34 protein-coding genes, 1 tRNA gene and 1 pseudogene are annotated in these 25,909 nt (G+C 39.6%); 14 read left to right on the top strand and 22 right to left on the bottom strand.

Annotated elements, in window-relative coordinates; translation table 11 throughout:
- The first annotated feature begins 31 nt into the window (after nucleotides 1-31).
- From PWP39_RS01870 to PWP39_RS01855, 4 genes are read left to right on the top strand one after another with little or no spacing between them, the layout of a single operon-like run.
- Nucleotides 32-1,132 carry a cystathionine gamma-synthase family protein gene (locus PWP39_RS01870; RefSeq protein ID WP_288072213.1) on the top strand — a complete coding sequence of 367 codons (1,101 nt, stop codon included), beginning with the start codon at nucleotides 32-34 and terminating at the stop codon, nucleotides 1,130-1,132.
- 2 nt (nucleotides 1,133-1,134) lie between these two features.
- Nucleotides 1,135-2,157, top strand: a complete 1,023-nt coding sequence (locus PWP39_RS01865) for a methylenetetrahydrofolate reductase C-terminal domain-containing protein (RefSeq protein WP_288072211.1) — start codon at nucleotides 1,135-1,137, stop codon at nucleotides 2,155-2,157.
- Nucleotides 2,158-2,170: 13 nt separating this feature from the next.
- Nucleotides 2,171-3,100 (top strand): uroporphyrinogen decarboxylase/cobalamine-independent methonine synthase family protein, encoded by a 930-nt coding sequence (locus PWP39_RS01860; RefSeq protein ID WP_288072209.1) that lies wholly within the window; start codon nucleotides 2,171-2,173, stop codon nucleotides 3,098-3,100.
- Nucleotide 3,101: 1 nt separating this feature from the next.
- Entirely contained in the window at nucleotides 3,102-4,118 is a 1,017-nt protein-coding gene (locus PWP39_RS01855; protein ID WP_288072208.1) for a methionine synthase, read from the top strand.
- On the opposite strand, the gene PWP39_RS01850 is transcribed toward PWP39_RS01855, so the two are convergent.
- On the bottom strand, nucleotides 4,115-4,390 hold the full coding sequence (locus tag PWP39_RS01850) for a hypothetical protein (RefSeq protein ID WP_288072206.1): 276 nt from the start codon (nucleotides 4,388-4,390) through the stop codon (nucleotides 4,115-4,117). The two genes, PWP39_RS01855 and PWP39_RS01850, sit on opposite strands and share 4 nt — an antisense overlap.
- Nucleotides 4,391-5,014: a hypothetical protein gene (locus PWP39_RS01845; RefSeq protein WP_288072204.1), complete on the bottom strand. Its 624-nt coding sequence runs from the start codon at nucleotides 5,012-5,014 to the stop codon at nucleotides 4,391-4,393.
- 58 nt (nucleotides 5,015-5,072) lie between these two features.
- Between PWP39_RS01845 and PWP39_RS01840 the strand changes: the two genes are divergently transcribed.
- The 5 genes from PWP39_RS01840 to PWP39_RS01820 all read left to right on the top strand — a co-directional run bounded on the left by PWP39_RS01840 (nucleotide 5,073) and on the right by PWP39_RS01820 (nucleotide 8,048).
- A tRNA-Leu gene (locus PWP39_RS01840) sits at nucleotides 5,073-5,160 on the top strand.
- 113 nt (nucleotides 5,161-5,273) lie between these two features.
- Complete coding sequence (locus PWP39_RS01835; protein ID WP_288072202.1) at nucleotides 5,274-6,041, top strand: LamB/YcsF family protein; 768 nt, start codon at nucleotides 5,274-5,276, stop codon at nucleotides 6,039-6,041.
- Nucleotides 6,038-6,721: a 5-oxoprolinase subunit PxpB gene (gene pxpB / locus PWP39_RS01830; protein WP_288072199.1), complete on the top strand. Its 684-nt coding sequence runs from the start codon at nucleotides 6,038-6,040 to the stop codon at nucleotides 6,719-6,721. Before PWP39_RS01835 ends, pxpB begins: the two co-directional genes overlap by 4 nt.
- Nucleotides 6,714-7,703, top strand: a complete 990-nt coding sequence (locus tag PWP39_RS01825; RefSeq protein ID WP_288072197.1) for a 5-oxoprolinase subunit C family protein — start codon at nucleotides 6,714-6,716, stop codon at nucleotides 7,701-7,703. Before pxpB ends, PWP39_RS01825 begins: the two co-directional genes overlap by 8 nt.
- A 36-nt stretch (nucleotides 7,704-7,739) precedes the next feature.
- Nucleotides 7,740-8,048 (top strand): DUF424 domain-containing protein, encoded by a 309-nt coding sequence (locus tag PWP39_RS01820; protein WP_288072195.1) that lies wholly within the window; start codon nucleotides 7,740-7,742, stop codon nucleotides 8,046-8,048.
- Here the strand turns inward: PWP39_RS01820 and PWP39_RS01815 are convergent.
- The 13 genes from PWP39_RS01815 to PWP39_RS01755 all read right to left on the bottom strand — a co-directional run bounded on the left by PWP39_RS01815 (nucleotide 8,045) and on the right by PWP39_RS01755 (nucleotide 17,150).
- Nucleotides 8,045-8,326 carry a hypothetical protein gene (locus PWP39_RS01815; protein ID WP_288072193.1) on the bottom strand — a complete coding sequence of 94 codons (282 nt, stop codon included), beginning with the start codon at nucleotides 8,324-8,326 and terminating at the stop codon, nucleotides 8,045-8,047. The genes PWP39_RS01820 and PWP39_RS01815 overlap by 4 nt on opposite strands.
- Nucleotides 8,327-9,091, bottom strand: coding sequence for a 7-carboxy-7-deazaguanine synthase QueE (locus tag PWP39_RS01810; protein ID WP_288072190.1), 765 nt, complete (start codon nucleotides 9,089-9,091; stop codon nucleotides 8,327-8,329).
- Complete coding sequence (locus tag PWP39_RS01805) at nucleotides 9,085-9,429, bottom strand: 6-pyruvoyl trahydropterin synthase family protein (protein ID WP_288072187.1); 345 nt, start codon at nucleotides 9,427-9,429, stop codon at nucleotides 9,085-9,087. The genes PWP39_RS01810 and PWP39_RS01805 overlap by 7 nt, the downstream gene beginning before the upstream one ends.
- A 40-nt stretch (nucleotides 9,430-9,469) precedes the next feature.
- Entirely contained in the window at nucleotides 9,470-10,015 is a 546-nt protein-coding gene (locus PWP39_RS01800; protein ID WP_288072185.1) for a 50S ribosomal protein L16, read from the bottom strand.
- A gap of 174 nt (nucleotides 10,016-10,189) precedes the next feature.
- Nucleotides 10,190-10,564, bottom strand: coding sequence for a superoxide reductase SorA (gene sorA, locus PWP39_RS01795; RefSeq protein WP_288072182.1), 375 nt, complete (start codon nucleotides 10,562-10,564; stop codon nucleotides 10,190-10,192).
- A 10-nt stretch (nucleotides 10,565-10,574) separates the two neighbouring features.
- Nucleotides 10,575-10,739, bottom strand: a complete 165-nt coding sequence (rd, locus tag PWP39_RS01790; RefSeq protein ID WP_288072248.1) for a rubredoxin — start codon at nucleotides 10,737-10,739, stop codon at nucleotides 10,575-10,577.
- Between the two features lie 79 nt (nucleotides 10,740-10,818).
- Nucleotides 10,819-11,334 carry a rubrerythrin family protein gene (locus tag PWP39_RS01785; RefSeq protein ID WP_288072246.1) on the bottom strand — a complete coding sequence of 172 codons (516 nt, stop codon included), beginning with the start codon at nucleotides 11,332-11,334 and terminating at the stop codon, nucleotides 10,819-10,821.
- 121 nt (nucleotides 11,335-11,455) lie between these two features.
- On the bottom strand, nucleotides 11,456-11,635 hold the full coding sequence (locus PWP39_RS01780; RefSeq protein ID WP_288072180.1) for a hypothetical protein: 180 nt from the start codon (nucleotides 11,633-11,635) through the stop codon (nucleotides 11,456-11,458).
- Nucleotides 11,636-11,764: 129 nt separating this feature from the next.
- On the bottom strand, nucleotides 11,765-12,856 hold the full coding sequence (locus PWP39_RS01775) for a SufD family Fe-S cluster assembly protein (protein ID WP_288072178.1): 1,092 nt from the start codon (nucleotides 12,854-12,856) through the stop codon (nucleotides 11,765-11,767).
- Entirely contained in the window at nucleotides 12,856-14,283 is a 1,428-nt protein-coding gene (sufB, locus tag PWP39_RS01770; RefSeq protein ID WP_288072176.1) for a Fe-S cluster assembly protein SufB, read from the bottom strand. Before sufB ends, PWP39_RS01775 begins: the two co-directional genes overlap by 1 nt.
- The gene (gene sufC, locus PWP39_RS01765; RefSeq protein WP_288072174.1) at nucleotides 14,273-15,004 is read right to left on the bottom strand and encodes a Fe-S cluster assembly ATPase SufC; all 732 of its coding nucleotides are present in this window, start codon (nucleotides 15,002-15,004) and stop codon (nucleotides 14,273-14,275) included. The genes sufB and sufC overlap by 11 nt, the downstream gene beginning before the upstream one ends.
- Nucleotides 15,005-15,093: 89 nt before the next feature.
- The gene (gene thiI, locus PWP39_RS01760) at nucleotides 15,094-16,185 is read right to left on the bottom strand and encodes a tRNA uracil 4-sulfurtransferase ThiI (protein ID WP_288072171.1); all 1,092 of its coding nucleotides are present in this window, start codon (nucleotides 16,183-16,185) and stop codon (nucleotides 15,094-15,096) included.
- Nucleotides 16,186-16,187: 2 nt separating this feature from the next.
- Entirely contained in the window at nucleotides 16,188-17,150 is a 963-nt protein-coding gene (locus tag PWP39_RS01755; RefSeq protein ID WP_288072170.1) for a ThiF family adenylyltransferase, read from the bottom strand.
- Between the two features lie 88 nt (nucleotides 17,151-17,238).
- Between PWP39_RS01755 and PWP39_RS01750 the strand changes: the two genes are divergently transcribed.
- Nucleotides 17,239-17,820: a hypothetical protein gene (locus PWP39_RS01750; RefSeq protein ID WP_288072168.1), complete on the top strand. Its 582-nt coding sequence runs from the start codon at nucleotides 17,239-17,241 to the stop codon at nucleotides 17,818-17,820.
- Between the two features lie 54 nt (nucleotides 17,821-17,874).
- Nucleotides 17,875-18,633 carry a metallophosphoesterase family protein gene (locus tag PWP39_RS01745; protein WP_288072166.1) on the top strand — a complete coding sequence of 253 codons (759 nt, stop codon included), beginning with the start codon at nucleotides 17,875-17,877 and terminating at the stop codon, nucleotides 18,631-18,633.
- Here the strand turns inward: PWP39_RS01745 and PWP39_RS01740 are convergent.
- Nucleotides 18,602-19,894, bottom strand: coding sequence for a lipopolysaccharide biosynthesis protein (locus tag PWP39_RS01740; RefSeq protein ID WP_288072164.1), 1,293 nt, complete (start codon nucleotides 19,892-19,894; stop codon nucleotides 18,602-18,604). The genes PWP39_RS01745 and PWP39_RS01740 overlap by 32 nt on opposite strands.
- Nucleotides 19,895-19,962: 68 nt before the next feature.
- On the opposite strand from PWP39_RS01740, the gene proS reads away from it, so the two are divergent.
- From proS to PWP39_RS01725, 3 genes are read left to right on the top strand one after another with little or no spacing between them, the layout of a single operon-like run.
- On the top strand, nucleotides 19,963-21,402 hold the full coding sequence (proS, locus tag PWP39_RS01735) for a proline--tRNA ligase (protein ID WP_288072162.1): 1,440 nt from the start codon (nucleotides 19,963-19,965) through the stop codon (nucleotides 21,400-21,402).
- A gap of 15 nt (nucleotides 21,403-21,417) precedes the next feature.
- Entirely contained in the window at nucleotides 21,418-21,978 is a 561-nt protein-coding gene (locus tag PWP39_RS01730; protein ID WP_288072161.1) for an AAA family ATPase, read from the top strand.
- A 48-nt stretch (nucleotides 21,979-22,026) separates the two neighbouring features.
- Nucleotides 22,027-22,602, top strand: coding sequence for a TATA-box-binding protein (locus PWP39_RS01725; RefSeq protein WP_288072159.1), 576 nt, complete (start codon nucleotides 22,027-22,029; stop codon nucleotides 22,600-22,602).
- Between the two features lie 88 nt (nucleotides 22,603-22,690).
- On the opposite strand, the gene PWP39_RS01720 is transcribed toward PWP39_RS01725, so the two are convergent.
- The 6 genes and pseudogenes from PWP39_RS01720 to PWP39_RS01695 form a co-directional block, all read right to left on the bottom strand.
- Nucleotides 22,691-23,098: an RNA-binding domain-containing protein gene (locus tag PWP39_RS01720; protein WP_288072244.1), complete on the bottom strand. Its 408-nt coding sequence runs from the start codon at nucleotides 23,096-23,098 to the stop codon at nucleotides 22,691-22,693.
- Nucleotides 23,099-23,136: 38 nt separating this feature from the next.
- On the bottom strand, nucleotides 23,137-23,646 hold the full coding sequence (locus tag PWP39_RS01715) for a thermonuclease family protein (RefSeq protein WP_288072157.1): 510 nt from the start codon (nucleotides 23,644-23,646) through the stop codon (nucleotides 23,137-23,139).
- A complete protein-coding gene (locus PWP39_RS01710; protein WP_288072156.1) occupies nucleotides 23,643-24,269 on the bottom strand; it encodes a pyroglutamyl-peptidase I in 627 nt (208 codons plus the stop codon). Before PWP39_RS01710 ends, PWP39_RS01715 begins: the two co-directional genes overlap by 4 nt.
- Nucleotides 24,266-24,520, bottom strand: coding sequence for a DUF504 domain-containing protein (locus PWP39_RS01705; protein ID WP_288072154.1), 255 nt, complete (start codon nucleotides 24,518-24,520; stop codon nucleotides 24,266-24,268). Before PWP39_RS01705 ends, PWP39_RS01710 begins: the two co-directional genes overlap by 4 nt.
- Nucleotides 24,520-25,206, bottom strand: coding sequence for an MBL fold metallo-hydrolase (locus PWP39_RS01700; protein ID WP_288072153.1), 687 nt, complete (start codon nucleotides 25,204-25,206; stop codon nucleotides 24,520-24,522). The genes PWP39_RS01705 and PWP39_RS01700 overlap by 1 nt, the downstream gene beginning before the upstream one ends.
- A 259-nt stretch (nucleotides 25,207-25,465) precedes the next feature.
- A pseudogene (locus PWP39_RS01695) lies at nucleotides 25,466-25,813 on the bottom strand (ACT domain-containing protein); the annotation flags it as partial.
- Between the last annotated feature and the right edge of the window lie 96 nt (nucleotides 25,814-25,909).

The raw sequence follows: 25,909 nt of genomic DNA, 5'->3' as shown, positions 1-25,909 counted from the left end.
TGTGTTCAGAATTTTTTGTGGAGGTGAGAGAATGAAGCCTCTCCATAACCCTATTTATTTGACTGCAGTATTTGAACAGATAGGTGATGCCTATCTTACCGAGAGGGGAACTGAGTTAAAATATTCAAGGGAGGAAAATCCAACAGTAAGGTATTTAGAGAACAAACTCGCTAAGTTAGAAAACGCTGACAATGCCTTGGCATTTAACAACGGAATGGGAGCAATCTCAACATTATTTCTTTCCCTACTCAAGGCTGGAGACGAAATTGTTATGTCAATGGAGGGATATGGGACTACAATTGAAGTAGCAAAGCTTTTAGAAAAGTTTGGGGTTAGAGTAAAGCTTGCTTATCCTTCGGCAGAAAAAATTTGTGAGTTAATAACACCAAATACAACTCTTGTTTTCATTGAAACAATTACTAATCCAACTTTGAAGGTAATTGACGTTAGAGAAGTTGCTAAAAAATGTAGAGAGGAAGATATCACTCTAATAGTTGATAACACGTTCGCTACTCCTGTCCTCTACAGACCTCTAGAAGATGGAGCTACTTTTGTCGTTCATAGCTTGACAAAGTACATTGCAGGACATAATGACGTTACTGGTGGTGTAATTCTTTGGAATGGTGAATTCTTGCAGGACCTGTGGGACTGGAGGAGAAGATTGGGAACAATAATTCAACCATTTGACGCCTGGATGGTCGAAAGAGGAATGAGAACCCTAAATGTTAGGTTTGAGAAACAGAGTAAAAATGCCTTGGCAATAGCAGAATTCCTGCAAGATCATCCAAAGGTTAAGAAGGTTCACTATCCAGGACTACCCAGTGACCCCTATCATAGAATAGCTAGGAAACTATTTAGAAAGGACCTTTATGGAGGAGTAGTTTCTTTTGACCTGGGAAGTGAAAAAAGTGCGCTTGCATTCCTTAGAGGTCTAAAGAAAATATTTCCTTCCCCTTCTCTTGGAGGCGTGGAAAGTCTTGCAACTTACCCCGTAAAAAGTGCTGTAAAGAATATGGAAAAAGAGACCAGATACCTTCTTGGGATAACTGAGGGTCTAATCAGACTTTCTGTGGGAACAGAGGAAGTTGATGAGCTAATAGAGGATTTAGACAGGGCCCTCAGGGGGTGTTAGATGTGAGGGTGTTTAACTGTCCAAAAGATCTTCTAAATGGTCCTTGTGGAGGAGCACTTGAAGGGAAGTGCGAGGTAAATTCAAATTCTTGTCCATGGTACTATTTAATGGAAAGATTTGAGCTTCTTGATGGGGCTCCTCTATTGGTAGAGCACCCAGTGGTTCTGGAGATGGAAAGAATCTTTGAAGGGGGAGAAGTTAATATCAAGAAAAGTTCTTTCATAAAAAATTTAGAGCGAGGAAAAGCTATCTCAGTAGAATTTCCCATTAAGTTGTTTGAAAAGGGAGTAAGAGAGTTTAGAAAAGTTGGAGACATCTACACAATCCCAGACAATCCATTGGGTTATCCTCACATCTCTTCTACGGCTCTGGGAGTTTGGTTAAAATCGAAAGGCTATTCAGTAATGCCTCACCTAACAGCTAAGGACAGAAACGTGATAGCAATAACCTCAGAATTCAGAACAGTTCTAGAATTTGACTTTGAAGGGGTGCTAATAACCACGGGAGATTGGTCGGGATTTATGATCCAAGGAAAACCTGTGTTTGACTTAGATTCATCGAACATGATCAGGCTGGCAAAGTTAATGTTTTCTGGAATTCTGCCTACAGGTGAAAGATTTGAAGTTAAAGAGCGTCCATTTATTGCAGGAACTATAAACCCTAACTATCCAGCAAAGTTAGAGGGAAAAAGGTTAGCAAGAAAGATTCTCGCAGGTGTCGATCTTGTTATAAGCCAAGTTGTAGCCAACAGAAAAGTCGTAAGAGAAATCCCAAGAATACTTCAGGAAGCCCTTAAGTATTCTCCTCATGAAGTTCCAGTAGTTATTTCACTTCTCTATCCCTTAAAGAGGGAATTAGAGTCTGTACTAAGAAAAATGGGTATAAAAACAGGCGATGATATTAGGAGAATAGTAGAGGAGGTTTCTTCCCTAGAATTGGGAGGAATTAACATAATTGTTTTTGAAGAAACTAAATGGGACGAGAAATTAAACGAAATACTGGATTTGCTGAAAGAAGTGTTTTAGGAGGTGGTAAAAGATGATTGTTCCAGCTCTTATAGGAAGTTTACCAAGACCGATAGGACTGGCTAAAAAACTCGAGCAATATTACATAGGAAGATTAGACGAGAAGAAGTTGGAAGAAGCATATAGAGAATATACAAAGAGAGCCTTTGAGAAGCTTAGGGATGTAAAAATTAAAATTATAACAGATGGGCTGTACAGATGGGATGATATTTTCAATCCATTTATAAGATTCATTGAGGGTGTCGAAGTAAACGGTCTTTTCAAATTCTACGAAAACAACTTCTTCTATAGGTCTCCCGTTGTCAAAGGCGAGTTATCTTTGAAAGAAAATCCAATTCCCGAATGGATATCAATAGCCCAGGAGATAAAGGAAGAAGTTTATCCCGAGGCTAAATTGAAGGCTGTGTTACCTGGTCCCGTAACCCTTGCGTACCACTCAATCAACGAATATTATAAGACTCTGACTGAACTCGCTGAGGCTTATGCTTGGGTAATAGGGGAGTTAATAAAAGAGCTGGATGTCAAGATTGTGGAACTTCAGGAGCCTTCCCTAGCAACTGAGATAAGCGAAGCTACTAGGAATATAGAGGAGAATGTAGACAAAGAAGTTGCAAAGAACATCATTGAAGATCTAGGGAAGAAAAAGAAGTTGTGGGTAGTAACCTATTTTGGAACTCCTCAGGTTTTGCCCGAGGGGGTTATACTAAATGTTGACTTAATAGACGGTTCTGTCCCCGAGAAATACAACGGAGAGATAGGGCTTGGAATAGTAGACGCAAGAACAACAAAAATGGAGAGAGCAGACCGGCTTAGGGATAAGATTCGGAAGCACTTAGCAAAGTTTGAAACTATATACGTTACACCTAATACTCTCCTAGATTTCCTTCCTGAAAGTGTTGCCTGGAAAAAGCTAAGGCTTTTAGGCAAGCTTGGAGGTGAGTAAAATGGAACTTCCAATTCTTCCTACAAGTGTCATAGGGAGTTATCCAAAGCCTAGATGGTTACTTAGGATGTACAAGTTAAGGGATCTTGGAAAAGTACCTGAAGAAGACTTTAGGGAAGCTGTCAGAGATGCTAGCGTTTCAGTGTTGAGAGAGCATGAAAGAGCTGGCATTGACATTCCCTGGGATGGTGAGATGGGAAGAAGTGAGATGACAGAGTATTTTACTGCAAAAATTAAGGGATTTAAGTTTTATGGGCCAGTAAGAGTCTGGGGGAATGCTTATTTTAATAAGGCAGCTGCTGTGGATAAGTTGGAATACAAGGAGCCTCTAGTGCTTGATGAGTTTCTCTGGGTAAGGGAAAACACTACTAGAGAGATCGTGAAAATCCCAATAACTGGACCATATACAATAGCAGAGTGGAGCTTTAATGAGTATTATCCAGACAAAGAGAGTTTCGTTATGGATTTAGCTGAAATAATAAACAAAGAGTTAAAGGTTCTTGAAAAGCATGGGGCAAAGTTTGTCCAACTGGATGAACCTGCAATGCTTAATCACCCCTCTGAAGTTCCATTGGCTGTAGAGGCCATAAACAGAGCTGTGAAAGGTATAAAAATGAAAGTGGGCCTGCATGTGTGTTATTCGAACTATAATCTCTTGGCTGATTACTTTGATGATATCAGAGTTACTCAGTTTGCTCTGGAATTTGCAAATAGGAACTTTAGGGACATGGATTTCCTCAAAAAGCTTTCAAATAAAGAGCTTGGCTTTGGAGTAGTTGACGTCCATAATCCCAGGGTGGAGAGTGTGGATGAGATAAGGCAAGCAATAAAGAAGGTCTTTACCTACTTGGAACCAGAGTGGGTTTACGTAAACCCTGACTGTGGTTTAAAGCTCTTGGATAGGAAGATTGCATATCAAAAGCTTGTTAACATGGTTCAAGCAGTCAAAAGTGTGAGAAAAGAACTAGAAAAAGAAGGAAAGACAACAACAGAATTCAGAACTCTGAAAGACATCTAAATAACAGTTGCTTTTTCAAGGAAGTCCTGAGTAGAGGGATAGTACTCAAGCCCAAGTCTCTGCCTATACTCTAGTATTTTGTCTCTAAGCTCAACTAATTCAAATCTTCCTTTCCCTATTATCTTTATGAAGTCATAAAATGCCCAAATGCCGTTTAACAATTCATCAAGTCTTTTGTTCAGCTCTCCTGAAAACAAATTCTCCTTGATCAGCTTTTTTATTTCATTTTTTGGATCTACTAACGGAGCTAAAGTTATAGCTTGAAGAAACATTCAATTAATTATAGAAGCATCGAGAAATTGAGCACCTGCTCTAAGAATCTTCATTCTGATCTCATTGTATACTGCTTCTTGTTCATCATATCTAAGAGCATCTATTGATGAAGAGAGCACATCTACGCTTTCCAAATCTTCTTTTATTACGGAGATTTTAGCTTCAAGGGTAGCTGCTATAGTCTTTATATCGTCCACTGAGAGTAAAGTTGTTGTCGTAAGTAGAGAAGCCAAAATTGCTATGTCGTTTCTGTTAGTTAAGCTTCTTACTTCTTCAAAATTTTTATATAGGAGATATGAAACCTTTGAAACTAGCATTTCCCAGGCAAGCAATTTGAGTTTTTCAAGATCGGGATTATCCATAGCATCTTCTAAATCTCGCCTAAGAAAATACAGATTTCCGTCTTCTGTCAACTCACTGTAAGGGAGAACAATTATTCTGTCCCCTTTAACTTTTTCCCAGGTATTAATGACTGTAATCTTAATTGGGTAATAGTTGAGTTTCAAAATTTCTCTTAAGTCAAACAAAAACTCATTGAGTGTAGAAAGAACTAGCTCAGAAACTTCTTCTGGGGTATCTCCCATAATGAAGTCCCTCATAAATCTATGGAGATAGGGCTTCATAATATAATATTGGAGATAAAAGCTTATAAACCTATGCTTATGTTATTACATTGGACTTGCGGGGGTTGCCGAGCCTGGTCAAAGGCGCGGGATTTAGGGTCCCGTCCCGTAGGGGTTCCGGGGTTCAAATCCCCGCCCCCGCACCAAATGAAATTCTTAGAAGTGTTTTCAGCTGACCACAACGATTACTTCAGAACGGGAGGAGTTTTTGGGAAATACATTAATTAAGTCTTGGTATAGTATATTTAGGGGAGACCATATGAAAGTCGATTTAAATTCAGACCTTGGAGAAAGTTTTGGAAGATATAAACTCGGCTTGGATGAGGAGGTTATGAAATACATAACTTCAGCAAATGTTGCCTGCGGATGGCATGCTGGAGATCCATTAGTTATGAGAAAAACAGTGAGATTAGCTAAGAAAAATAATGTTCAAGTTGGAGCCCATCCTGGGTATCCTGATTTAATGGGTTTTGGAAGAAGATATATGAAATTAACTCCAGAAGAAGCCAGAAACTACATCCTTTATCAGATAGGTGCATTATATGCTTTTGTAAAAGCAGAAGGCTTAGAATTGCAGCATGTTAAGCCTCATGGAGCATTATATAACGCAATGGTAAAAGAAGAAGATTTAGCTAGAGCAGTTATAGAGGGCATTCTTGACTTTGACAAGAGGTTGATAGTTGTGACTTTAGCAGGTTCCAAGGTTGTGGAAATAGCAAAAGAGATTGGTGCTCGAGTTGCCCAGGAGGGATTTGCTGATAGAGCTTATAATCCAGATGGAACTCTAGTTCCAAGATCAAGGCCAGGGGCAGTCATAGAAGATAAGGAAGAGATAGCGGAGAGAGTAATTTCAATGGTCAAAGATGGGGGAATTAGAGCTATTAATGGAGAATGGGTTGATCTAAATGTCGATACTATTTGTGTTCATGGAGATAACCCAAAAGCGGTGGAGATAACCGCGTATATCAGAAGAAGACTAGAGGAGGAGGGGATAAAAATAGTCCCGATGGGGGATTTCATAAAATGAAAGTTAGAGTGGTTGGGGAGTCCTGTATTGCAATAATACTAGGCGAAAACATCAGCGAAGAGATTAACAAAAAAGTTCATGCTTTAGCGGAGTATTTGTTAGACTATAGCCCAGAATGGCTTCTAGATGTTGTTCCCTCTTACTCAGCTCTCTATGTTTACTTTGATCCATTAAAGGTAGATTACCGAAAAGTCATAAACATTATAAGCAAAATTAAGATTAGTGAAGCTGAAAGAAAGGAAAAGAGGGTTATCGAAATTCCTGTAGCTTACGGAGGCGAATTTGGACCAGACATAGAGTTTGTAGCTAAATACAACGGATTAAGTGTGGATGACGTTATTGAGATTCACTCAAAACCGCTTTATAGGGTCTACTTCCTTGGCTTTCTCCCAGGCTTTGCTTACTTGGGTGGCATGGATGAGAGAATTGCAACACCAAGGCTCGAAAAGCCCCGCTTAAAAGTTCCTGCAGGGAGTGTAGGAATTGCAGGAAAACAGACAGGATGGTATGCTATAGAAAGCCCAGGGGGTTGGAGAATCGTTGGAAGAACACCATTGAGAACTTTTAATCCAGAAAAGGTTCCTCCCAGCATTGTTTCTCCTGGGGATTATGTGAAGTTCATCCCAATAGACGATAAGGAATTCTGGGAAATTTACTTGGAGGAGTGGGGAAATGATTGAAGTGTTATCTGTTTTAACCCCTGCTACAATTCAAGATCTGGGAAGGTGGGGATATCAGAGGTACGGTGTGCCTGTAAGTGGAGTTATGGACGAAGTTTCCGCGAGAATTGCAAATTATTTGGTGGGAAATCCTGATAATACTCCGCTAATTGAGTTTACAGCAGGAGGAATATCCATAAAATTTCACACTTCAGCTGTTTTTGCAGTTACTGGAGATGCAGTACTTTATCTGAATGACACCAAGTTGAATCCCTGGGAAAGTTATTGGGCTAAGAGGGGGGATGTCCTTACGGTAAAATTAAGCAAAGGAATGTATGGCTACATTGCGTTTTCGGGAGGGATTGAATGCAGGAAGATTTTGGGAAGTTGTTCCACTTACTTAAGAGCAAAATTTGGAGATTTGCTTAAACCTGGGGATAAACTAAAGCTCGGCTACTCACTCCTAACGAGAAAAGCGGGAAAAAGGTTGCCTGAAGAATTAAGACCGAAATTTGATAATACAATTAGAGTAATTCTAGGGCCGAACATAGACCACTTTACCCCAGGAGGAATAAGGACTTTTCTTACCTCTAAATATACTGTAACTCCTGAATCTGATAGAATGGGATATAGGCTGGAGGGACCTAGAATAGAACATTCTGAAAAGGGGGCGGATATAATAACTGAACCTGTTCCCAGGGGAGCTATACAAGTCCCTGCAAACGGGAAGCCAATAATAATGTTGGCAGATGCCCAGACAACTGGAGGATATCCAAAAATAGCGACTGTTATAAGAGTTGATATTCCAAAGGTAGTTCAGACTAGGCCGGGAGAAAAACTTAGATTCAAGGCTGTTAGCGTAAATGAAGCAGTTCAGGAGTTAAAGAAGCGTGAAAGAGTTATGAATGCAATAAGAAAAGCTCTCCGAGATGATTGGAATCTCTACAAGATTAGGATAGGAGAAAAGGAATTCCTAACCTTCGCTGGTGTAGAGGAAGATTAATAACTTTTCTTTGTTTCTATAAACCTGGGATAAGAAATGGGTGGAAGGATGTACGTGAAGGTCTATAGGATTCAGGGTGAAGTCTTGGTGGCTGCTTGTGATGAAGAATTACTTGGAAAAACGTTTAGAGAAGGGGAACTTAAGCTTGAGGTTAAAGAGAGGTTTTACAAAGGAGAGCTTATGGATGTAGAAGAGCTTGGAAGGCTTCTTGAGGAAGCCACCATAGCAAATTTAACGGGAGAAAAGGTTGTTAAGAAAGCAATTGAGTTGGGTTACATAGATGAGAATAGGGTTTTGAGAATACAGGGTGTTCCTCATGCTCAAATGGCGAAAATGCTGTATTAATCTTCCGGAGTTTTTATTGAGTGAAAGTTCATCGTTAACAGCAAATCTATAAACCCATTTTCAATGTTTTCCTTAATCTTTGGAAGATATTTCTTTAACTCCTCTTTGTTGAGCTCTTGCTTACTACGTAGCTTTTTTATCTTGCCGTCGTTTTTATCAAACACAATAATTTCCTCATTGATGTATAGGGGAACGTAGTTCATACTAAAGCCATAGAACATCTCTGCAAATTCCATCCTTGCTCTAAGTAGTTCTAAATATTCAAATAATTCCTCCATTTAAAGCACCCCTAAGTATTTGTGAACTTGAAAGCTTAAACCAACGTTCTTCTTTCCCATGATTTTTGCAGCAACATTATAGAACCCCATAATCTCATTTATAGGCGTATTCATGGGTTCTTTTGGTTGGATTACCATTGGAGCTATTCCCTTCAGCATCTCTGCATACCAACGCACATTTTCAATCCTGGTTTCTCTTGTTACGACAAGCTTAACGTACACCTTTGCTCCCGCTTCCTTAAGAATCTTTGCACTAGTTATTTCGTTAATCACTAATTTTCTCCAGTCTTTAGTTGCATTCGCACTTTCATCTTTAATATCAACGCTTGCGTAATCTGTTAGAGGAGCTATCCTTTTAATTAGATTTGGATAACCCCCATGAGTTTCCAGAAAGTTGTCATAACCAAGTTCTTTTGCTTTTTCCATTAGTGAGGCAAGACCCAATATTTGGAGAGTTGGCTCTCCTCCGGTATAACTAATGGAGTGAATGTCTCCAGTATCTAGCTTTGTAATCCACTTCACGATTTCTTCCACATCTGCAGGATTGTCAAAGTATTCAAACTTTCCAGAAAATGGCTCCACTTCAACTCTATACTTTTTCACACTCCTGGGATCTATATACTCTCGAGAGTCACAATATACACACCTTAGGTCACACCCAGCAAACCTGACAAATATCTGCCTCCTTCCAAAGGCTGAGCCTTCAACACTCCCTCCTTCTCCTTGCCAACTATTGAAGATTTCCCCCAAGATTACTTTTACCATTCTAGTTCCACCCCAAATTCATTTCCTTCCCAAAGAGAGAGTTTCTTAAGCTTTACACCACCTGGAAGATTCTTTTTGATCTTCTCAGAGATCCAAAGGGCTAAGTTCTCTGCAGTTGGATTATCTATAATCTTGTTGAGATTTCTATGGTCTAGCTCATTTACAACTCCATCAACTATTTTCTTAAGTTTAAGAAAGTCAATAACATATCCTTTCTTTATCTCTCCCTCAACAATAACTTCAAGAAAAAATGTATGACCGTGAAGTTCTTCCCATTCTTCAATCTTAACTGCATGAGCTGCGTCAAAAGATGTCCTATAAATAACTCTAGCTCTCATCTAATCACCAAATTAAAATAAGGGAAGAAAGGTAATAAAGTTATAGGCCTTGGGAGAGAATCTTTGTTGTTACGTCGTTTCCTTCCTTGTCATATATTCTGTAGTAGCACTTGCATGGGAACTTCATTGCAGCTCTTCTTACACCTTCTATGGCGAACTTGAGGTGTTGTCTGTTAACCCTTATTGAGAGAATTTTTTGATCTCTCTTTAGTCTAGCGGCAAGTCCTATTGGCTTACCAAATGGCCTCCTCATTCCGTTTCCATAACGATCAGCTTTTCTTCCTGTAGCCATTGGATTTTCTCTGAGCACTTGGAATGGATAAACTCTAATCTTAAAGTGGTAGTTGCTTCTACCAACGTTCTTCTGTAAATATCTGTTAACTTGCTGTCTTGCAGCCTCGAGAGCGTTTTGCCTTATCTGAACGGGTTCAGCAGTATGAAGTGAAACTTCAAACTCAAAATCTCCAGCAGGATTTCCCATGTCGAAAATGGTTATCTTTGGACCAGGAGCTCCTCTAATGTATTCCCTTCTTGTATATGCGGGCTTGTCAACATATCTGTCAATCTTAGCTGGCCTTAGGGCCATATTCTCACCTCCTAGTGATAGTGAAGCCTATTCCCTAACAAGCTTGTAGACTTATAAAAGTTTTGGCAAGAGAAAAAGAAGAGTGCATTAGAGTATGCTCAAAAATTGTCGGATCTTTTGTTACGTGAACAAGTAAAACTTGAAAACATAAAGGGAAAAATTAAACTAAAGTGGTTACTCTAATGTAACTTCGTTCTCCCAAAGGCCGTGGATGTTACAGTAGCTAAGAGCGTAGAGCTTGCCCTTCTTCTTGGTCTTAAGGACAAAGTAAGCTATGGGCTCAGTGTATACATCGCTTGTATTTGGCCCATTTACAGACTCTCCATGTGCTGTAAATTCAGCCCTTCCAACGTGGTAAACAAAGTTCTCGCCCTCTGGCAAGAAGTAAAGCTCTATGTATTTAATGTGGTGCTCGGTGGTGTTTGGATGTGGAATCTCTTTGCCCACCTGAACCTTAACCTTGACAAGGTCTCCTTCCCTTTCGTACTCTATAACTGGCACGTGCTTTTCCCCTTTCCAATCTCCACTTCTTATAGTTTCGCTAATCATTTCTACCACCTCACTCCTCTAACATCTCAAATTCGCTTTTTGGTGCCCCACAAATGGGGCAAACCCAATCATCTGGTAGCTCTTCAAACTTAGTCCCAGGAGAAATGCCATTGTCGGGGTCTCCTTCCTCTTCATCATAGATGTATCCACATATCTTACAAACCCACTTTGCCATTACTACCACCATTTAGATGTTATAATCTGGAGCTTATAAGGTTTATGGTTCGAACTAATTTTGTAAAATAATGAAAATGTCATTCAAAGACAATGAACTTCTCTTTTGGAGCCCCACATACTGGGCAATGGTCGGGAGCTTCATCAACAGCGGTGTATCCACATACTGGGCATATGTAGACCTTCTTTATTTCAATGTCTTCTCCTTTCTCAGCCTTCTCTTTTGCCTTTCTATAGAGCTCAGCGTGAATCTTTTCTGCCTCTAGAGCATAGTGAGTTGTTCTTACTGCTTCCTTTTCTCCTTGGAATTCTGCTGTTTTGTTGTATACTGGGTACATTTCCTCAACTTCGAATGTTTCTCCTTCTATTCCCATCTGTAAGTTTTCTGGAGTTTTACCTAATTTTCCTAGTGCTACAAAGTGGTTTTTAGCATGAACAAATTCTGCATAAGCTATTGCTCTAAACAGCTTAGCTATGTTTGGAAATCCTTCTTGTTCAGCTTTTTCAGCAAAGATCAAGTACCTCATATGGGCCATGCTTTCGCCTGCAAAAGCCTCTTCCAAAAATCTTCTTGTCATTTCTCTTTTCACGACCATGTAGATCACCAATTTTTATATTTTGGTCAACAAATATTTAAATTTTTCAAAAATACTTGCTAAGAATAGTGTACCCAACCAAAATTAAAGATAATTCAGCAAAAAAGAATAAGAAAGAACGTCAGACGTGTCTTGCATATAGCGTCTTTTTACCTTCAGCTTGAGCTCTCTTAACGGCCTTCTCGATAAGGGCCTTGACTTCAGCTTCGAGAGCTTCATAGAATTCTGGGCTTACTCTCATATCCTTGTCGATGCTTGAAACAAACTCCTTAACTTTTGACTTAACTAGTAGCTCAACCATATCAATCACCTCCATCCATTCATTGATTAGGCAATTTTATTTTTCTAGACTTCTCCTTATAAACCTTTTTCAATGGTGTGGAGAGATCAAGCTTCTTTTCAATTATTGCCGATAGAGTGACCACTTTGACTAAATAAGAGCTTGTATTATGTCAATTATTGTACCTCTAGCTCTTCCTTTCAAGAAAGACAAATTGCTAGTTAAGGTCTCCCCAATTCCGTATATCAATAATCTAAGGGCTTCCTCTCTATTTAGGCCTCGTGATCTTAGGTAAAATAGCGCCTCTTCGTCTATTTGTGTAACGCTTGATGAGTGCGATGCATTTTCAATATCCCCAGTGTCCACTTCTAGCATGGGGACACTAACCCCTAGAGAACCTCTATCTAAAATCATAACATGGGAAGAGACTTCACTGCTAGATCCTTTTGCTTCTTTGGAAATCTTTGACACTCCCCTATGGACTACCCATCCGTTTTTATAGGAGAATCCATGTACGTTTATCTTACTTTTGCTTGATTTTCCATAGTGAACAATATTCGTAATATAATCTATCGCGGAGCCTATACCAACAGGCAATCCTGCAAGAACAAGCTCACTTGCTTCCCCCTCTAGAGAATAGTCTTCTCTATGATGACTCATGATCCCCCCTTTTATTATGGTGAATGCTTTAAGCACTGAATTGCCGTCCAATATTGCTCTCAATAGATAGTGGGAGAGTGAGGAATGGTTTCCAAGTGTTAATATTTCTGACCTTCCTTCTTTTATTGCCAATTCTACGACTAAAGATTTTGTTCCCTTTTCAGATATGTCGTATATTATTATTGGGGCGAATGCATTCTCGATTTCAATACTTAAATGATGGCTGACAAATGCTTTTTCCGATAGATGAGAAACTATAATTAGTGGTTCTCTTATGTCCTCTTCTATTCTTATTTTGTATGCTTTTTTTAGGGCATAGAAGTGAAACCCTAGAATTCTAGATTCCTGAGGATGAGATAAATTTATACTTCCCTCTTCAACTTTAATGCCGTCGGGCAAATTAAACTCTACATCACTACCAGAAAAAATTATATGCCCCCTCATTCCTAACTTTTTCCCAGGAGCCTGGGTAGGAAGGATAAGGGGAGAATTTTCCTCAAATAAACGCCACTTAGTATAGCTTTTAATTGTGGGGCTATCGCCATACTTCTGGTAGGTTAAACCTTCTAGATTTACTTTCATCATCCGACACCTCCAATCTCGCTGAATTCTAACTCTATTACCTTCTTCAAAACTTCTACATACTCGAAGGGCAGGCCCTCGAGAACTTCAGAAATGAAACCTAGAACAATTAGACTCTTCGCTTCCTCCTCTCTAATTCCTCTGGTGTTTAAATAGAAGAGCTTATCTTCGCTTAATTTTCCTGTAGTTGCTTCATGTATTATGCTTGCAGTTGGCTCTTCATTCTGATTGTGAGGATATGTATAAGCCCTGCTCTCTTTATCCAATATTAGTGAATCACATGAGACAGTTGCCGTTGAGTTTGTTGCACCTTTCATGATCCTCACAAGGCCTCTATATATGTTGATACCTCCGTTAGCACTTATACTCTTAGAAACTATTTTTGAGCTAGTATTTGGAGCCAAATGCCAGGTTTTTGCTCCTGTATCTTTCAAATAGGGGCCATTACTAAGGGAAACTACGTATTGGGTGGTTTTTGCTCCGGGGCCTTTAAGTGCACTTGATGGGTATGTGTAAGTTATCTTACTCCCTATGCTCCCCTCAATCCACTCCACGTATGCATTATCTTCGAGTATTGCACGCTTATTGTTAAAATTGATCACATTCCTACTCCAATTTTGTATTGTGGTAAACTTAACAGTAGCGCCTTTATGGGCATAAATTTCAACCATTCCATCATGGAAGGAAAATCCTTTGTACATTGGGGCACTACATCCTTCAATGAAATGGAGATAACTTCCTTCGTCTGCAACGATTAGTGTGTGCTCGAATTGTCCTTCTAATGCAGAACCTATCACGAAGAATGCCTCAATTGGAAATGGTATCTTTACTCCCTTTGGAACGTACACAAAGACCCCACCGCTCCAAAGAGCGTGATGAAGGGCTGCAAACTTATGATCGCCTGGAGGAAAAACCCTTCCAAAGTATCTCTTGACGAACTCGGGATATTTTCTTACAGCTTCTTCTATTGGTAGCATAATTATACCTTTTTTCTCAAACTCAGCCTTCAATTTTGAGTATATACTCTCACTATCAAATACCGCAGTTAACCCGGAGAGAAATCTTTTCTCTATCTCTGGAATGTTCAGCCTTTCAAATGTCCTTCTAATGTTTTCAGGAAGATCATCCCAATCTCTTACTTCATTTTGTATTTCGGGCTTTGTATATAATATTAAATTATCCAGGTCAAGTTCTTCAATTCCGACTACCCATTTTGGCATTGGTAGTTTTTCAAAGAGCTCTAAAGCTTTTAATCTATGTCTTAACATCCAGGAAGGCTCATTTTTAACCCTAGAGAGTTCTTCAATGGTACTCCTATTAATTTTTCCCTTTATCTCGATCTCCTTGGGATAAGGAACGGCAGTACCTAAGATTTCTTCTAGGGATCCTGCTTTTAGAATTTCTTCTAAGTGACTTTTACTCTTCATTATTTCCCACCACCGAAAATCCTCTCTCTTCTATAGTCTTGGCAAGTTCAATGCCTCCTGAGGCAACTATTTTACCATTTTTTATTACGTGAACCTTTGTTGGATTTAGATACTCTAGTATTCTTCCGTAGTGAGTAATTAAAAGCACTGATGCTCCTTTTTCGTAAAGTTTTCGTATGATCTTTGCTATAATTTTCAAAGAATCAACATCAACTCCGCTATCAGGCTCATCAAGTATCAAAAGTTTGGGTTCTATTAGGTACGCTTGAAGCATCTCTAGTTTCTTCCTTTCGCCTCCTGAAAATCCTACGTTTAAAAACCTTGTCAGTATTGATTCATCTAGGCCAAGTTCCTTGATAGCTGTATAAATCACTTCATATGCTTTTATTTCGTCTAATCCTTTTAGATTTTTGAGAACTCTCTGTAGGAAATGAATTATCTTTACGCCGTCCACTTCTACAGGATGCTGGAAGCTCAAAAATATTCCCTTTCTTACACGTTCTTCTGGAGGAAGCGATGTTATTTCCTCACCTTCAAATATTATACTTCCTCTTATAACTTTATATTTGGGATGGCCAGCGATCGTTAGTGCTAATGTCGATTTTCCACTTCCATTGGGTCCCATTACTACGTGAAGTTCATTCTTTCCAATACCCAAGTTAATGCCCTTAAGTATTTCTTTGTCTTCAACTTTAACCCATAGATCCTCTACTTTTAGCATGGTGATCACCATTTCTTGTTTATCTATTTTTGAGTAAGAATACACGCTTTTAAGTCTTTCTTACTCAAATCTGGGTAATATAAAAAAAGTTACAAGAGCCCCTCTTTTCTAAGCTCATCCCTAATAAGATAAAATTCTGTAATCTTGCCTTGTGTGATAACTCTGTCGGGCCTAAAGGGACATTCACAGTAAGGATATTCTAAAAATGCATCGTAGGTGCCTATTCTTTTTGCTATTGACACAATCTCTTCTTTGTCAAGCCCGATCAATGGTCTGTATATGGGGTAGTTCACACTGATAGTTTCTATGAAAAGGTTGCTAAGGGTTTGAGAAGCAACTTGACCCAGGGAGTCTCCTGTAACTATTCCAAGTGCCCCCTCTTCTTTTGCAATTTCAACAGCTCTCCTCAACATCGCAACTTTACAGAGTACACATGTCCATTCTCTTTTTTGAATTTTAGTTAGTACTGAAACGTAAGGTTTCAAAATTTCGAAATGATTCTCCACTATTAGCTCTATTGGATCAGGAGAATAATCGCTAAGTATCTCAACAACTCTCTCTACGACTTTCTTAGCATTGGTTCCTTGGTCAAAATGGAGTGCTATTACTTCCGCTCCTCTTTTCAGCATTAAAAATGCTGCCACTGGGGAATCAATTCCCCCACTTATTAGAGCAACAACTTTTCCTTGAGTTCCAACAGGGAGACCTCCTACTCCCTTAATCTTCTCAAAAAACACGTAGGCCTTCCCATCAATGATTTCTATTCCTATAACTAATTCAGGATTTTCTAAATCAACTTTCCATCCAAACTCTTTCACTACAAACTCTCCAATTTCTTTGTTAATCTCAAGGGACGTCTTTAGAAATGTTTTATCTAACCTTTGCGTCTCTACTTTAAAGCTTCTGGGATTAAAGCTCTTAAGAACCTTTTTAAGATAGTTTGGGATCTCTTCATATTCCATAACTTCTGCTGGAGAGATGGAAACCACTCCGGGAGTCTTTGCAATTATGCTTGCAGCTTCATTGGGAGCATCGACTAATATCCTGCCTCTTAAAATTTTTGTTTTTCCTGGAATTCCTTTTCTTTTCAGAATTTTTTCTATATTTTCAGCTAGCTTTTTTTCAAATTCCTTTCTTTTTCCTCCTTTTATTGCAATTTCGCCGTATCTAACAATAATCATAGTTATCCACCCAGGTACCTAGCGAAAATATTTTTGGCTGTTTTTTCATCTTCTGCTCCTCTTATAATCATTCTTCCTCCTCTGAATATAAGAACTTCGTAGTCTTCATCCTCAAACTGAATAAACTGTGATGTCAAAATGTACTTAATCCCTGTTTCTTCTAATCTTTTAGCAAGATCCTCAAGGTCTACTTCAAGCCTCTCAGGAGGTGTTACCTGTATTGATCCGTCACACATCCTTTCAATTTTCATTTGCTTCTCGAGAAATGTTAGCTCTTTTCTTACACATGCAGGACAATCCTTTCTCCTGGGAATTTCAATCTTTTCAAATTCCAATGTTTTTGTATCAAAGAATATTAGTTCACTCTTGACTTCCTCTCCTAGTAGAATTTTTGTCGCAAGGCTTACTGCAATTGATGCAGCAAGAGGTGGTACATAGCTCATAATTCCTGCCGTAGCACATGTTGGTAGAGGACGGGATGGTAATTTGGGCATTATACACCTAAAACACGCAGTTTTTTCTGGGATAATCGGCATTATATTGCCGTAAGTAGCTAAAACACCCACATATATCCATGGTTTTCCAGTCTTTATTGCATAGTCATTTACTACCTGTCTGGTATATATATTGTCTGTCCCATCAAGTATGAGATCAGCCTCATCTAAGAGATAAAGGGTCCCTGGGTTTAAATCTTCAAAATATCCTTTAACTCCAAACCTCTCTTTGAGCACTTCAACTTTTGGCTTCCCTATGTCTTTTTCCGTATAGATTGTTCTGGGAATATCACTTGCCTCTACAAAGTCCCTATCTACTACTATTATTTCACCGACTCCCAGTTTTTTCAGAAAGTAAACTTCCCAACTTCCTAAGGCTCCGGCTCCTATGACAGCAACCTTTTTCTCTTGAAGTTTTCTCTGTCCCTCAATTCCTATTATAGGAAAATGCCTTGAAAAGTCGATCCTCATGCTCTCACCTATTCGAACTAAATATTTAGGAATTAATAAAAGTTGTTTATGGCAACGTTTATAGAGGTCAAGAACTAAATAAATAAATATGAAAATTTTAGTAATAGCACCTTGCCTCTTGACTCCTTTTTACGTCTACAGAGGCCCTAAAGATAAAGAATATAAAACATCAAGTGAACTAAGAAAGTTTCTAGCTGAGCTTAGCGATGATTGGTTTGTTTTTCTTTATCCCTGTCCAGAATTCTTAGCTGTAGGATGGCCAAGACCTCCAATGAGTAGAGAAGTCCTAGAAAGGCTAGGAACAAGGGAAAGGGCGAAGATAATTGCTGACTTTATAGGGAGAGTGTTGATAGAAGAAAAGCCAGAAAAAGTTGTATTTGTTGGGGTTAAGGGATCTCCTACTTGTGGGGTTTTTACAACAACATCTAGCAATCCTGATGAATTTCCTTATGTAGCTGTTCAGGAGTTCTTCTACCTCTCAAAAGAAGAGAGACTAAAGAGGTACAAAGAGTTAACAAAAAACTTCAGAATTATTAATGCTCCCGGACTCTTATTTGAAATACTAATGGCCAGATTTCCAGAAGCAATATTTGTTGAATTTGATAAGGATAATGTAGAGGAGAGTATTAGGAGAATAAGAGAAGTTATTAAAGAAGATAGAAACATTTAAAAACCACAGAATTTTAGTTAATTTTGGTAAGAAAAATGATGGAGGTGAGGAAAAATGACGTATGTTGCAGTACTTGCTAATATAGCGGGAAACTTACCCGCATTAACAGCAGCTTTATCTAGAATAGAGGAGCTGATAGCGGAAGGATATGAAGTTGAGAAATATTACATTTTAGGAAACATAGTCGGCTTATTCCCATATCCAAAAGAAGTTGTTGAGATTATACAAGATTTGGCCAAGAAGGAAAATGTAAAGATAATTAGAGGAAAATATGACCAGCTGATTGCAATGAGTGATCCTCACGCAACAGATATGGGGTATATAGATAAGCTTGAGCTCCCTAACCATGTAAAGAAGGCCTTAAAGTTCACATGGGAAAAGCTTGGACATGAAGGAAGAGAGTACCTTAGGGATCTTCCAATATACCTAGTTGATAAGATTGGAGGTAATGAGATATTTGGGGTCTATGGTAGTCCTATAAATCCCTTCGATGGAGAAGTCCTGGCTGAGCAACCGACCAGCTACTACGAGGCAATTATGAGGCCTGTAAGGGAGTATGAAATGCTCATAGTCGCAAGTCCGATGTACCCAATGGATGCCATGACAAGATACGGAAGAGTTCTCTGCCCAGGGAGCATTGGCTTTCCACCTGGAAAGGAGCACAAGGCAACATTTGCCTTAGTTGATGTAGACACCCTAAAGCCAAGGTTCATAGAAGTTGAGTACGATAAGAAGATAATTGAGGAGAGGATTAGGGCAGAAGGTTTACCTGAGGAAATCATTAAGATCTTATATCACGGAGGAAGGCCATAACCCTCTTCACATCTTTTATTTCTGCAATAAAGTAAATCAAGATTGCATATGGAAATTTCATGGATAGCAACTGCAGAGGAATGGCTAAAATTGTCGGTTTTACTATTTTTATGTCTATATTGAATTTCTTTTTACTTTCCCATAGAACCAGTAAAAAAATCGTTGCATAACCAAGAATGAGGCCTAAAACAGCCCCCATAGCACCTAACCTGGGAATTAAAAGAAGCCAAGATATTCCTGACAGTACTGCACCAATTAAAGAGAATACAGCTGATCTTTTCACAAACCTTGTTGCCGTTAGAAGATTAATCAGTGGGTTATAGGCAACATACAACTCAACTCCTATTAGGGCTAAAAGGAGTTCTGCTCCTATCTTAATGTTAAACAACACTTCAACAATTGGCTTTGCAAAGATCAAGCCGAAGACAAGTAGAGAAGAAAAAAGAGATAAAAGTAGAGTTGATTTCTCGGCAAGCTCTTTTATTGCTTTAACATCTCCTTTGGCATAATCATAGGCATAGAGGGGAACTATCGCAGATTGGAGTATCTGGGGGAGATATGAAAGTAGGAATGCCGTTGAGAGTGCCACAGAAACTATTCCTGCCTCAATATTACCTGCAAGCTTTTCCGTAAGGAAATAGGGTGCTTGTAATAGGAATATTCCAGCAATAGTGCCTAAAAATGCCCACGTTGAAAAGTCCATGAGTATTTTAATCTCTTTCCTCCCTGGGAGACCAATTAGGCCTCTCAATACAAGATAAGAAATTGAAAAAATTCCAATTGTTCCCAGGAGGAGATAATAAGGAAGAAGGGCTCCGTCTAGAAATCCAAGAAGGAAAAATAAAAAGGCCAGTATAATAGAATAAGCATATAATTCACCTTTGTGAAGTCCATAAATAAAGCTTCTAAAAGTTAGTTGAATTGCCCTTAGGATTGAGAGCAGGGCGACATGAAAATTTAGGGGAATTAAAATCAAACCCAAAAGAGGAAATGTAAAGGAAATCCCAGTGAGATTTTTTATCCTCTCATGTTCTCCTTTTCCCAGAAATTCGGAAGTAAATTTCCCTAAACCAACTGAGAAAAATGCTAAAAATCCAGCTACAAAAAATGCCTGTGAAATTATAGAATTAGTATATCCAAGAGTCTCGACCCCATACTTTCTCGCTATAATGACACTATATAGAAATCTGCTCCCTCCAAATACTCCTAAGGCCACTAAACTTGCAATTGAGTGCCTTACTATAACCTTCTTCCTGTACATGGGTATCGAGCAAATTTAATCCAAAACTTATTTAAAAATAACCTCCCGCTTTACCTTAGGTGGGTTGGATGGTAGAGAGAAAAAAGTGGAGTGAAAACTTCAGCGAGTGGTTTAATGAAGTAATAGAAGAGGCTGGAATCCTAGACAAAAGATATCCTGTAAAAGGAATGAACGTTTGGCTTCCATATGGGCTTAAAATAATGAAGAACATTGAAAAATTCATTCATGAGGAAATGGAAAGAACAGGCCATCAGGAAGTTCTATTCCCAGCTTTAATCCCGGAAACCGAATTCCAAAAGGAGGCCGAGCACATTGCTGGCTTTGAGGGAGAAGTTTTCTGGGTAACCCATGCTGGTCATGAGCCATTGGATGTTAGATTGGTTTTGAGGCCAACTAGCGAAACTGCAATGTACTCAATGTTTGCCCTCTGGATAAGGTCTCACGCTGATTTACCATTTAAGGTTTACCAAATAGTCAATGTGTATAGATATGAGACAAAGCACACTAGGCCTCTAATTAGGGTTAGGGAAATTAGTAGGTTCTTTGAGGCTCACACAGCTCATGTAGACTTTGAAGATGCAGAGAGACAAATAAGAGAGGACCTTGATATCTTCGATAATTTAATGAAAAAGCTGGCAATAGCCTATGTCATATCTAAGAGGCCAGAATGGGACAAGTTCCCAGGGGCTTACTACTCCCTGGGAGCTGAAGTTGTAATGCCTGATGGGAGGACTTTGCAGATAGGAACTATGCACAACTACAAGCAGAACTTTGCCAAGGCATACAACATCCTCTACGAGAAGGAAGATGGTACTCACGACTACGTTCACCAGACCACGTTTGGCATGAGTGAAAGGTTACTGGCAGCAGTTATAGCAATTCATGGAGATGATAGAGGAATGGTTCTTCCTCCGACTATAGCCCCAATCCAAGTTGTTATAGTCCCAATTCCGAAAAAAGGAAGTGAAGAAGAGGTCTACTCATATGCAAAGGAGATTGAAGAGGAACTGAAGCTTGCTGGAATAAGGGTACACTTAGACTTGAGAGACAAGAGACCAGGATGGAAATTCTATGATTGGGAACTGAAGGGGGTTCCAGTGAGAATCGAGGTTGGGCCGAGAGATGCCACTGAAAAGACAGTGGTTCTTGCAAGAAGGGATAAGCTCGAAAAGATAACAGTTTCAAGGGAGGAGTTAGTTGATAAAATTAGAGAGCTGTTTGATGACATAATGAAATATCTCTACGAAAGAGCTAAAGAGTGGTTGGAGAGTCACATCAAACGAGTTGACACAATTGAAGAGGCCAAGGAACTTTTCAACGACAGGAGAGGGATAGTGGAGATTCCTTGGTGTGGAGAAGAAGAATGTGGACTTAGGATGGAAGAGGAGCTAGAAGCTAAGATGCTTGGAATTCCATATCCCGATGAGAGTGCAAAGGTGGAAGGGAAAAAGTGTCCCGTATGTGGTAGAGAAGCTAAATTCATAGCTAGGTTTGCAAGAACGTACTGAGGGGGCTCTTCCCCCATGATAATTCTTTTGGTAGGAATGCCTGGTTCGGGAAAAAGTGTAGTGGCAAAGGAATTTGAAAAGAGGGGGATACCAGTTGTTTCGATGGGTGATGCAATTAGGGAGGAGGCAGAAAAAAGGGGGATTCCAAAGACACCTGAAGGATTAAAAGAAGTGAGCTTAAAAGTTAGAGAAGAGTTAGGGCCAGGAGCTGTCGCCATCCTTACAGTCCCCAAGGTTAGAGGGTTATTAGAATTAAATCCAATTGTTGTGGTGGAGGGAGTCAGAAGTCCTTACGAAGTAGAAGAATTTAGAAAAGAATTCAAAAACGAAGAGATAAAGGTTGTAGCAATTCATTCTTCTCCAAAATCTAGATTCCAAAGACTATTAAGAAGGCAGAGGAGCGATGATCCAAAGACTTGGGAAGAATTTGTAGATAGGGACAGAAAAGAGTTAAGTTTTGGCATTGGAGAGGTTATAGCCCTGGCGGATTACATAATAGTTAATGAGTGTGGCTTTGATGAGTTTAAAGCAAACATAGAAAAGCTTATCTCCATGATTTTTAATGGGAAGATTTAAAAGTTTAACCTAGGTATTTATAAAAGTCTTTTTAAAGGGGGTGTTGGGATGGTGGACATGAGCAAGGTTAAGCTCAGGATAGAGAACATAGTCGCTTCCGTCGATCTCTTCGCTAAGCTCGATCTTGAAAAAGTCCTTAATTTGTGTCCAAATTCTAAGTACAATCCGGAAGAATTCCCTGGTATTATTTGTCATTTTGATGAACCAAAGGTTGCTCTCCTTATTTTCAGCTCCGGAAAACTCGTTGTTACTGGCGCTAAAAGCGTTCAGGACATTGAGAGGGCTGTAGCTAAGCTCGCTGAAAAGCTGAAGGGCATTGGGGTTAAGTTCAAGAGGGCCCCACAAATAGATGTACAAAATATGGTGTTTAGTGGTGACATCGGTAGGGAGTTCAACTTAGACGTCGTGGCCTTGACTTTGCCAAACTGTGAATACGAGCCGGAACAGTTCCCAGGCGTGATATATAGAGTTAAGGAGCCAAAGTCGGTAATACTTTTATTCTCCTCTGGAAAAATCGTTTGTTCCGGTGCAAAGAGTGAGGCTGACGCTTGGGAGGCAGTTAGAAAGCTTTTGAGAGAGCTGGACAAGTATGGGTTGCTGGAAGAGGAAGAGGAGGAACTCTGATCCTACGAAGTTCGCCGGAGTTTCGTTGGATACTCCTAAAATAATGAAACCCTAGATGCAATAAAAGTCGCAGACTTCATTCGGAGGTTCACTCTATAGGAACTCCGTCCTTGGTCCTTGGGGCCAACCATTTCATGAGCTTTTGTGGCTCCTTTGTTCTTATTATTATCGTTATTGGCCCGAGGGGAGATTCTCCGTTGAAGTTCACCTTTCCCACATAGGCTACTTGCTTGTGAACCTTGATTATTATCTCCTCCCCAAATTGTCCTTCTTCGAGCATCATCCTGGCAGTGTCAAGTATCTGTTGCCCTCTGAAGAGTTCGTAAAGCCTTTGTAAAGCTCTCTTATCCTTAGTCTTTCCAACAAGAATCATGTACTCTCCTTTGTCAAAAGCTTCAAACTTTAGCCCTGGGACTAAGTTGAGCATTGCCTTCTTTACCTTCTCAATATCTTCTGTTGGATAAACATAGGCTTCCACTTCAACTTCCTCGAACATGCTCATCGATAGCATGGAGTAAAGTTCCAATTAAAAACTTAACTACAGCTCCATAACCCATACCGCTTTTCTCTCGCTATTTCTTCTTTCTCCAAATATTCCTTTATTTTTTCAAACTTTTTCTCATAGAATACTCTAGCAAGCCCTTTCTCTACCATAAGCTCATTTACGTCAGTTGCATCTAGATAGAGGTAAGCTAGTAATCTCCCATATTTATCCTGCTTACCCTGATATTTGTCTATTACGAGAACAACTTCCTTGCCCAGGGTTAGGTTTTTGAGGTAATCCTTTGCAATCTTTGCATATTTAAGAAGGCATGAAGTGTTCGTTATGTTCCCATACTCTCCGGGCCTCATTAGTTCCTCCTCTAATTCGGGAGCATCTATGCCCACAAGTCTAACCTTAACTTTTTCTCCACTCTCGAGCTTTACGTACACAGTATCCCCATCTATCACCTCAACAACTTTTCCTTGAATATTATTCTCTCTATTTATGCATCCACTAAGAAAGAGAAGTAAAATTAGGATTACTGCTACTTTAACCCTCATAATAACTCCTCGAGCGCAACCTCTATGGCAACTTTAACAGCTTCACGCTCCATCTCATAGCACATGCTTGGGGGCACTTGACCTTTGGCTATCTTATCTATGATCTGCTCTGGAATGTAAGGAACGTGTATAAATCCGCTGATCTTTGGATATCCTTTAGTCATTGAGTAATGGAGGCTTAGGTACATAACATAGTTACACAGGTAAAGTCCAGCAGAGTTTGAGATGTAAGCAGGAATTCCTCTTTCATGTAACCTCTTCATGATTTTCTTTATTGGAAGAGTAGAGAAATAAGCTGCTGGGCCTCCTGGGACTATTGGCTCGTCCTCAATTTTCTTTCCTTCATTATCTGGAATTCTGGCGTCAATTGCATTGACGGCTATTCTTTCTATGCTTATTGCACTCCTCCCTGGAGCCAATCCTAGGTGAATTGCTATGTCTGGCTTTATCTCTTTAAGTATGCTTTCCAATACTTCCTTGGCTTTCCCAAAGACTACTGGGAGAACTCTTCCAAATATTTGGGCATCTCCAACCTTAGTTCCATCTAAGTCTTTTGCTATTCTCTCGGTGGGGTTAATCTTTTCCCCTCCAAAAGGCTCAAACCCAGTAACTAATACCCTCATTTTAACTCCCTCTTTCTGCTTTCCCAAACTACTTTCCCATCTTTTTTAATCACCTTAAGTATTCTGTGGTATGGAATTTGCGTTTCACCAACAAAAAAATAGCCATGACCTAGCTCAATCAAAGAGACCGGAATTTTTCTAATGTTACCGTAACTCCCTCTGTGTTCAATTATTATGAAGTAATCTTCCTCCTTTTCCCTGGGATCATATTTTATTTTCGCTAAAACTTCCTTTACACTTCCTTTTCTCATTAAAGCCCCTCCAGATGGTCGAGTATTCTATAAATGTTAGACGTCCACCTATCTATCAACTTTCCATGCCCAGGGAGGCCGAGTCTAACTTCATACCTTGCAAGTCTCTCTAGAGATTTTATCAGCTCTTCTTCATCTCCAGTTGGCAAATCAGTTCTTCCATATGCATTGAAGAAAACAGTGTCCCCTGAAAACATTATTTTTTCGTCCTCATAGTATAGGCATGCACTCCCTTGGGTATGCCCTGGAGTGTGAATTACCCTTAGATCTACGTCTCCTATTGACAGAAGATCTCCATCCTCCAGCTTGAACTTTACTGGGTGTGGCTCGTACTTTCTGCCATAATGGTATGATAGTATTATGGAGTCATCACCTCCTTCGAGCGTTCTTGCAGTATCTCTATGAGAGGCAAATTCAACTTCCATTTCTTTTTCTTTAAAGAATTTCATGAAAACATGATTTCCACCAACATGGTCGAAGTGTTCGTGAGTGTTGAAAATTACAACCCTAGATACGTTCTCAAGCCACCCCTCTTGCTGAGCTATGCTTAGGTATCTATTCCAGAAAACCCCCGTTCCAGTATCAACTATCAGCAGTTCTCTCCCGCTTTTTAGAAAGTATATGTTGGAATCAAGGTGCACTCCCTTTAACATTAGGATGTTTGGCTTTATTATGATCGGAATCATACTTTTCACCTCAAAGAAGGGCTCCAGGGGGGACCGCTTCCTCATCCGGGGGAGCATAACCGTCAGGAGGGGTTAAACTCTTCATCGCCCTTTTCATCTTCTAGGAATTTCGCCTTAAAATTTTTGTCCCAAGTGTTGAGAGTAGTGAACTCTCCTTCTTTCGTCATAATATTTATAATTTAGTTTGGAGAAGTTAAGAATGCCCCTCCCCACTCACACCCCCGTGAGCCATGAGCGGGGGGCGGTCGGGGAGGGGACATTACTCTATCTCCATTACTTTAACTTCTTTAATCTCCTCAATTTCTTTCAATCTACTCTCCAATTCCTCTAAGGATATCTTTGCTCCGCTGACATCAACAACAGCAACTATTGCTGATAATCCTAATGATTCAAGCTCTTCAGCTTCGTTAAACAAGATGTTTATTCCATTTTTTCCTAAAAGACCCGCAATTTTTGCAAGGACTCCAGGCTTATCCTCCACTACAAGCTCAACCTCTACCAGCTTTTTCCCTGGGAGGGCAACTCTCTCAACGTGCAGTTCCTTGATGTCTGTGTCAATTTCAACTAAAAAATAGGCCCCCTTGATAAGTCCTACCTCATAGGCAAGACACTGTCAGGATAAGCAGTGGGACGTTAGGTTTAAGTTTCTGATACCTCTTCAGAAAAGGGGAGAGAAATGAGGACTGAAACCATTATTTACTTA

The sequence above is a fragment of the Pyrococcus sp. genome (assembly GCF_030153625.1).
Classification (GTDB): Archaea; Methanobacteriota_B; Thermococci; order Thermococcales; family Thermococcaceae; genus Pyrococcus; species Pyrococcus furiosus.
The sequence above is the reverse complement of the archived record's forward strand: the minus strand, read 5'-3'. Positions and strand labels throughout refer to the sequence as shown.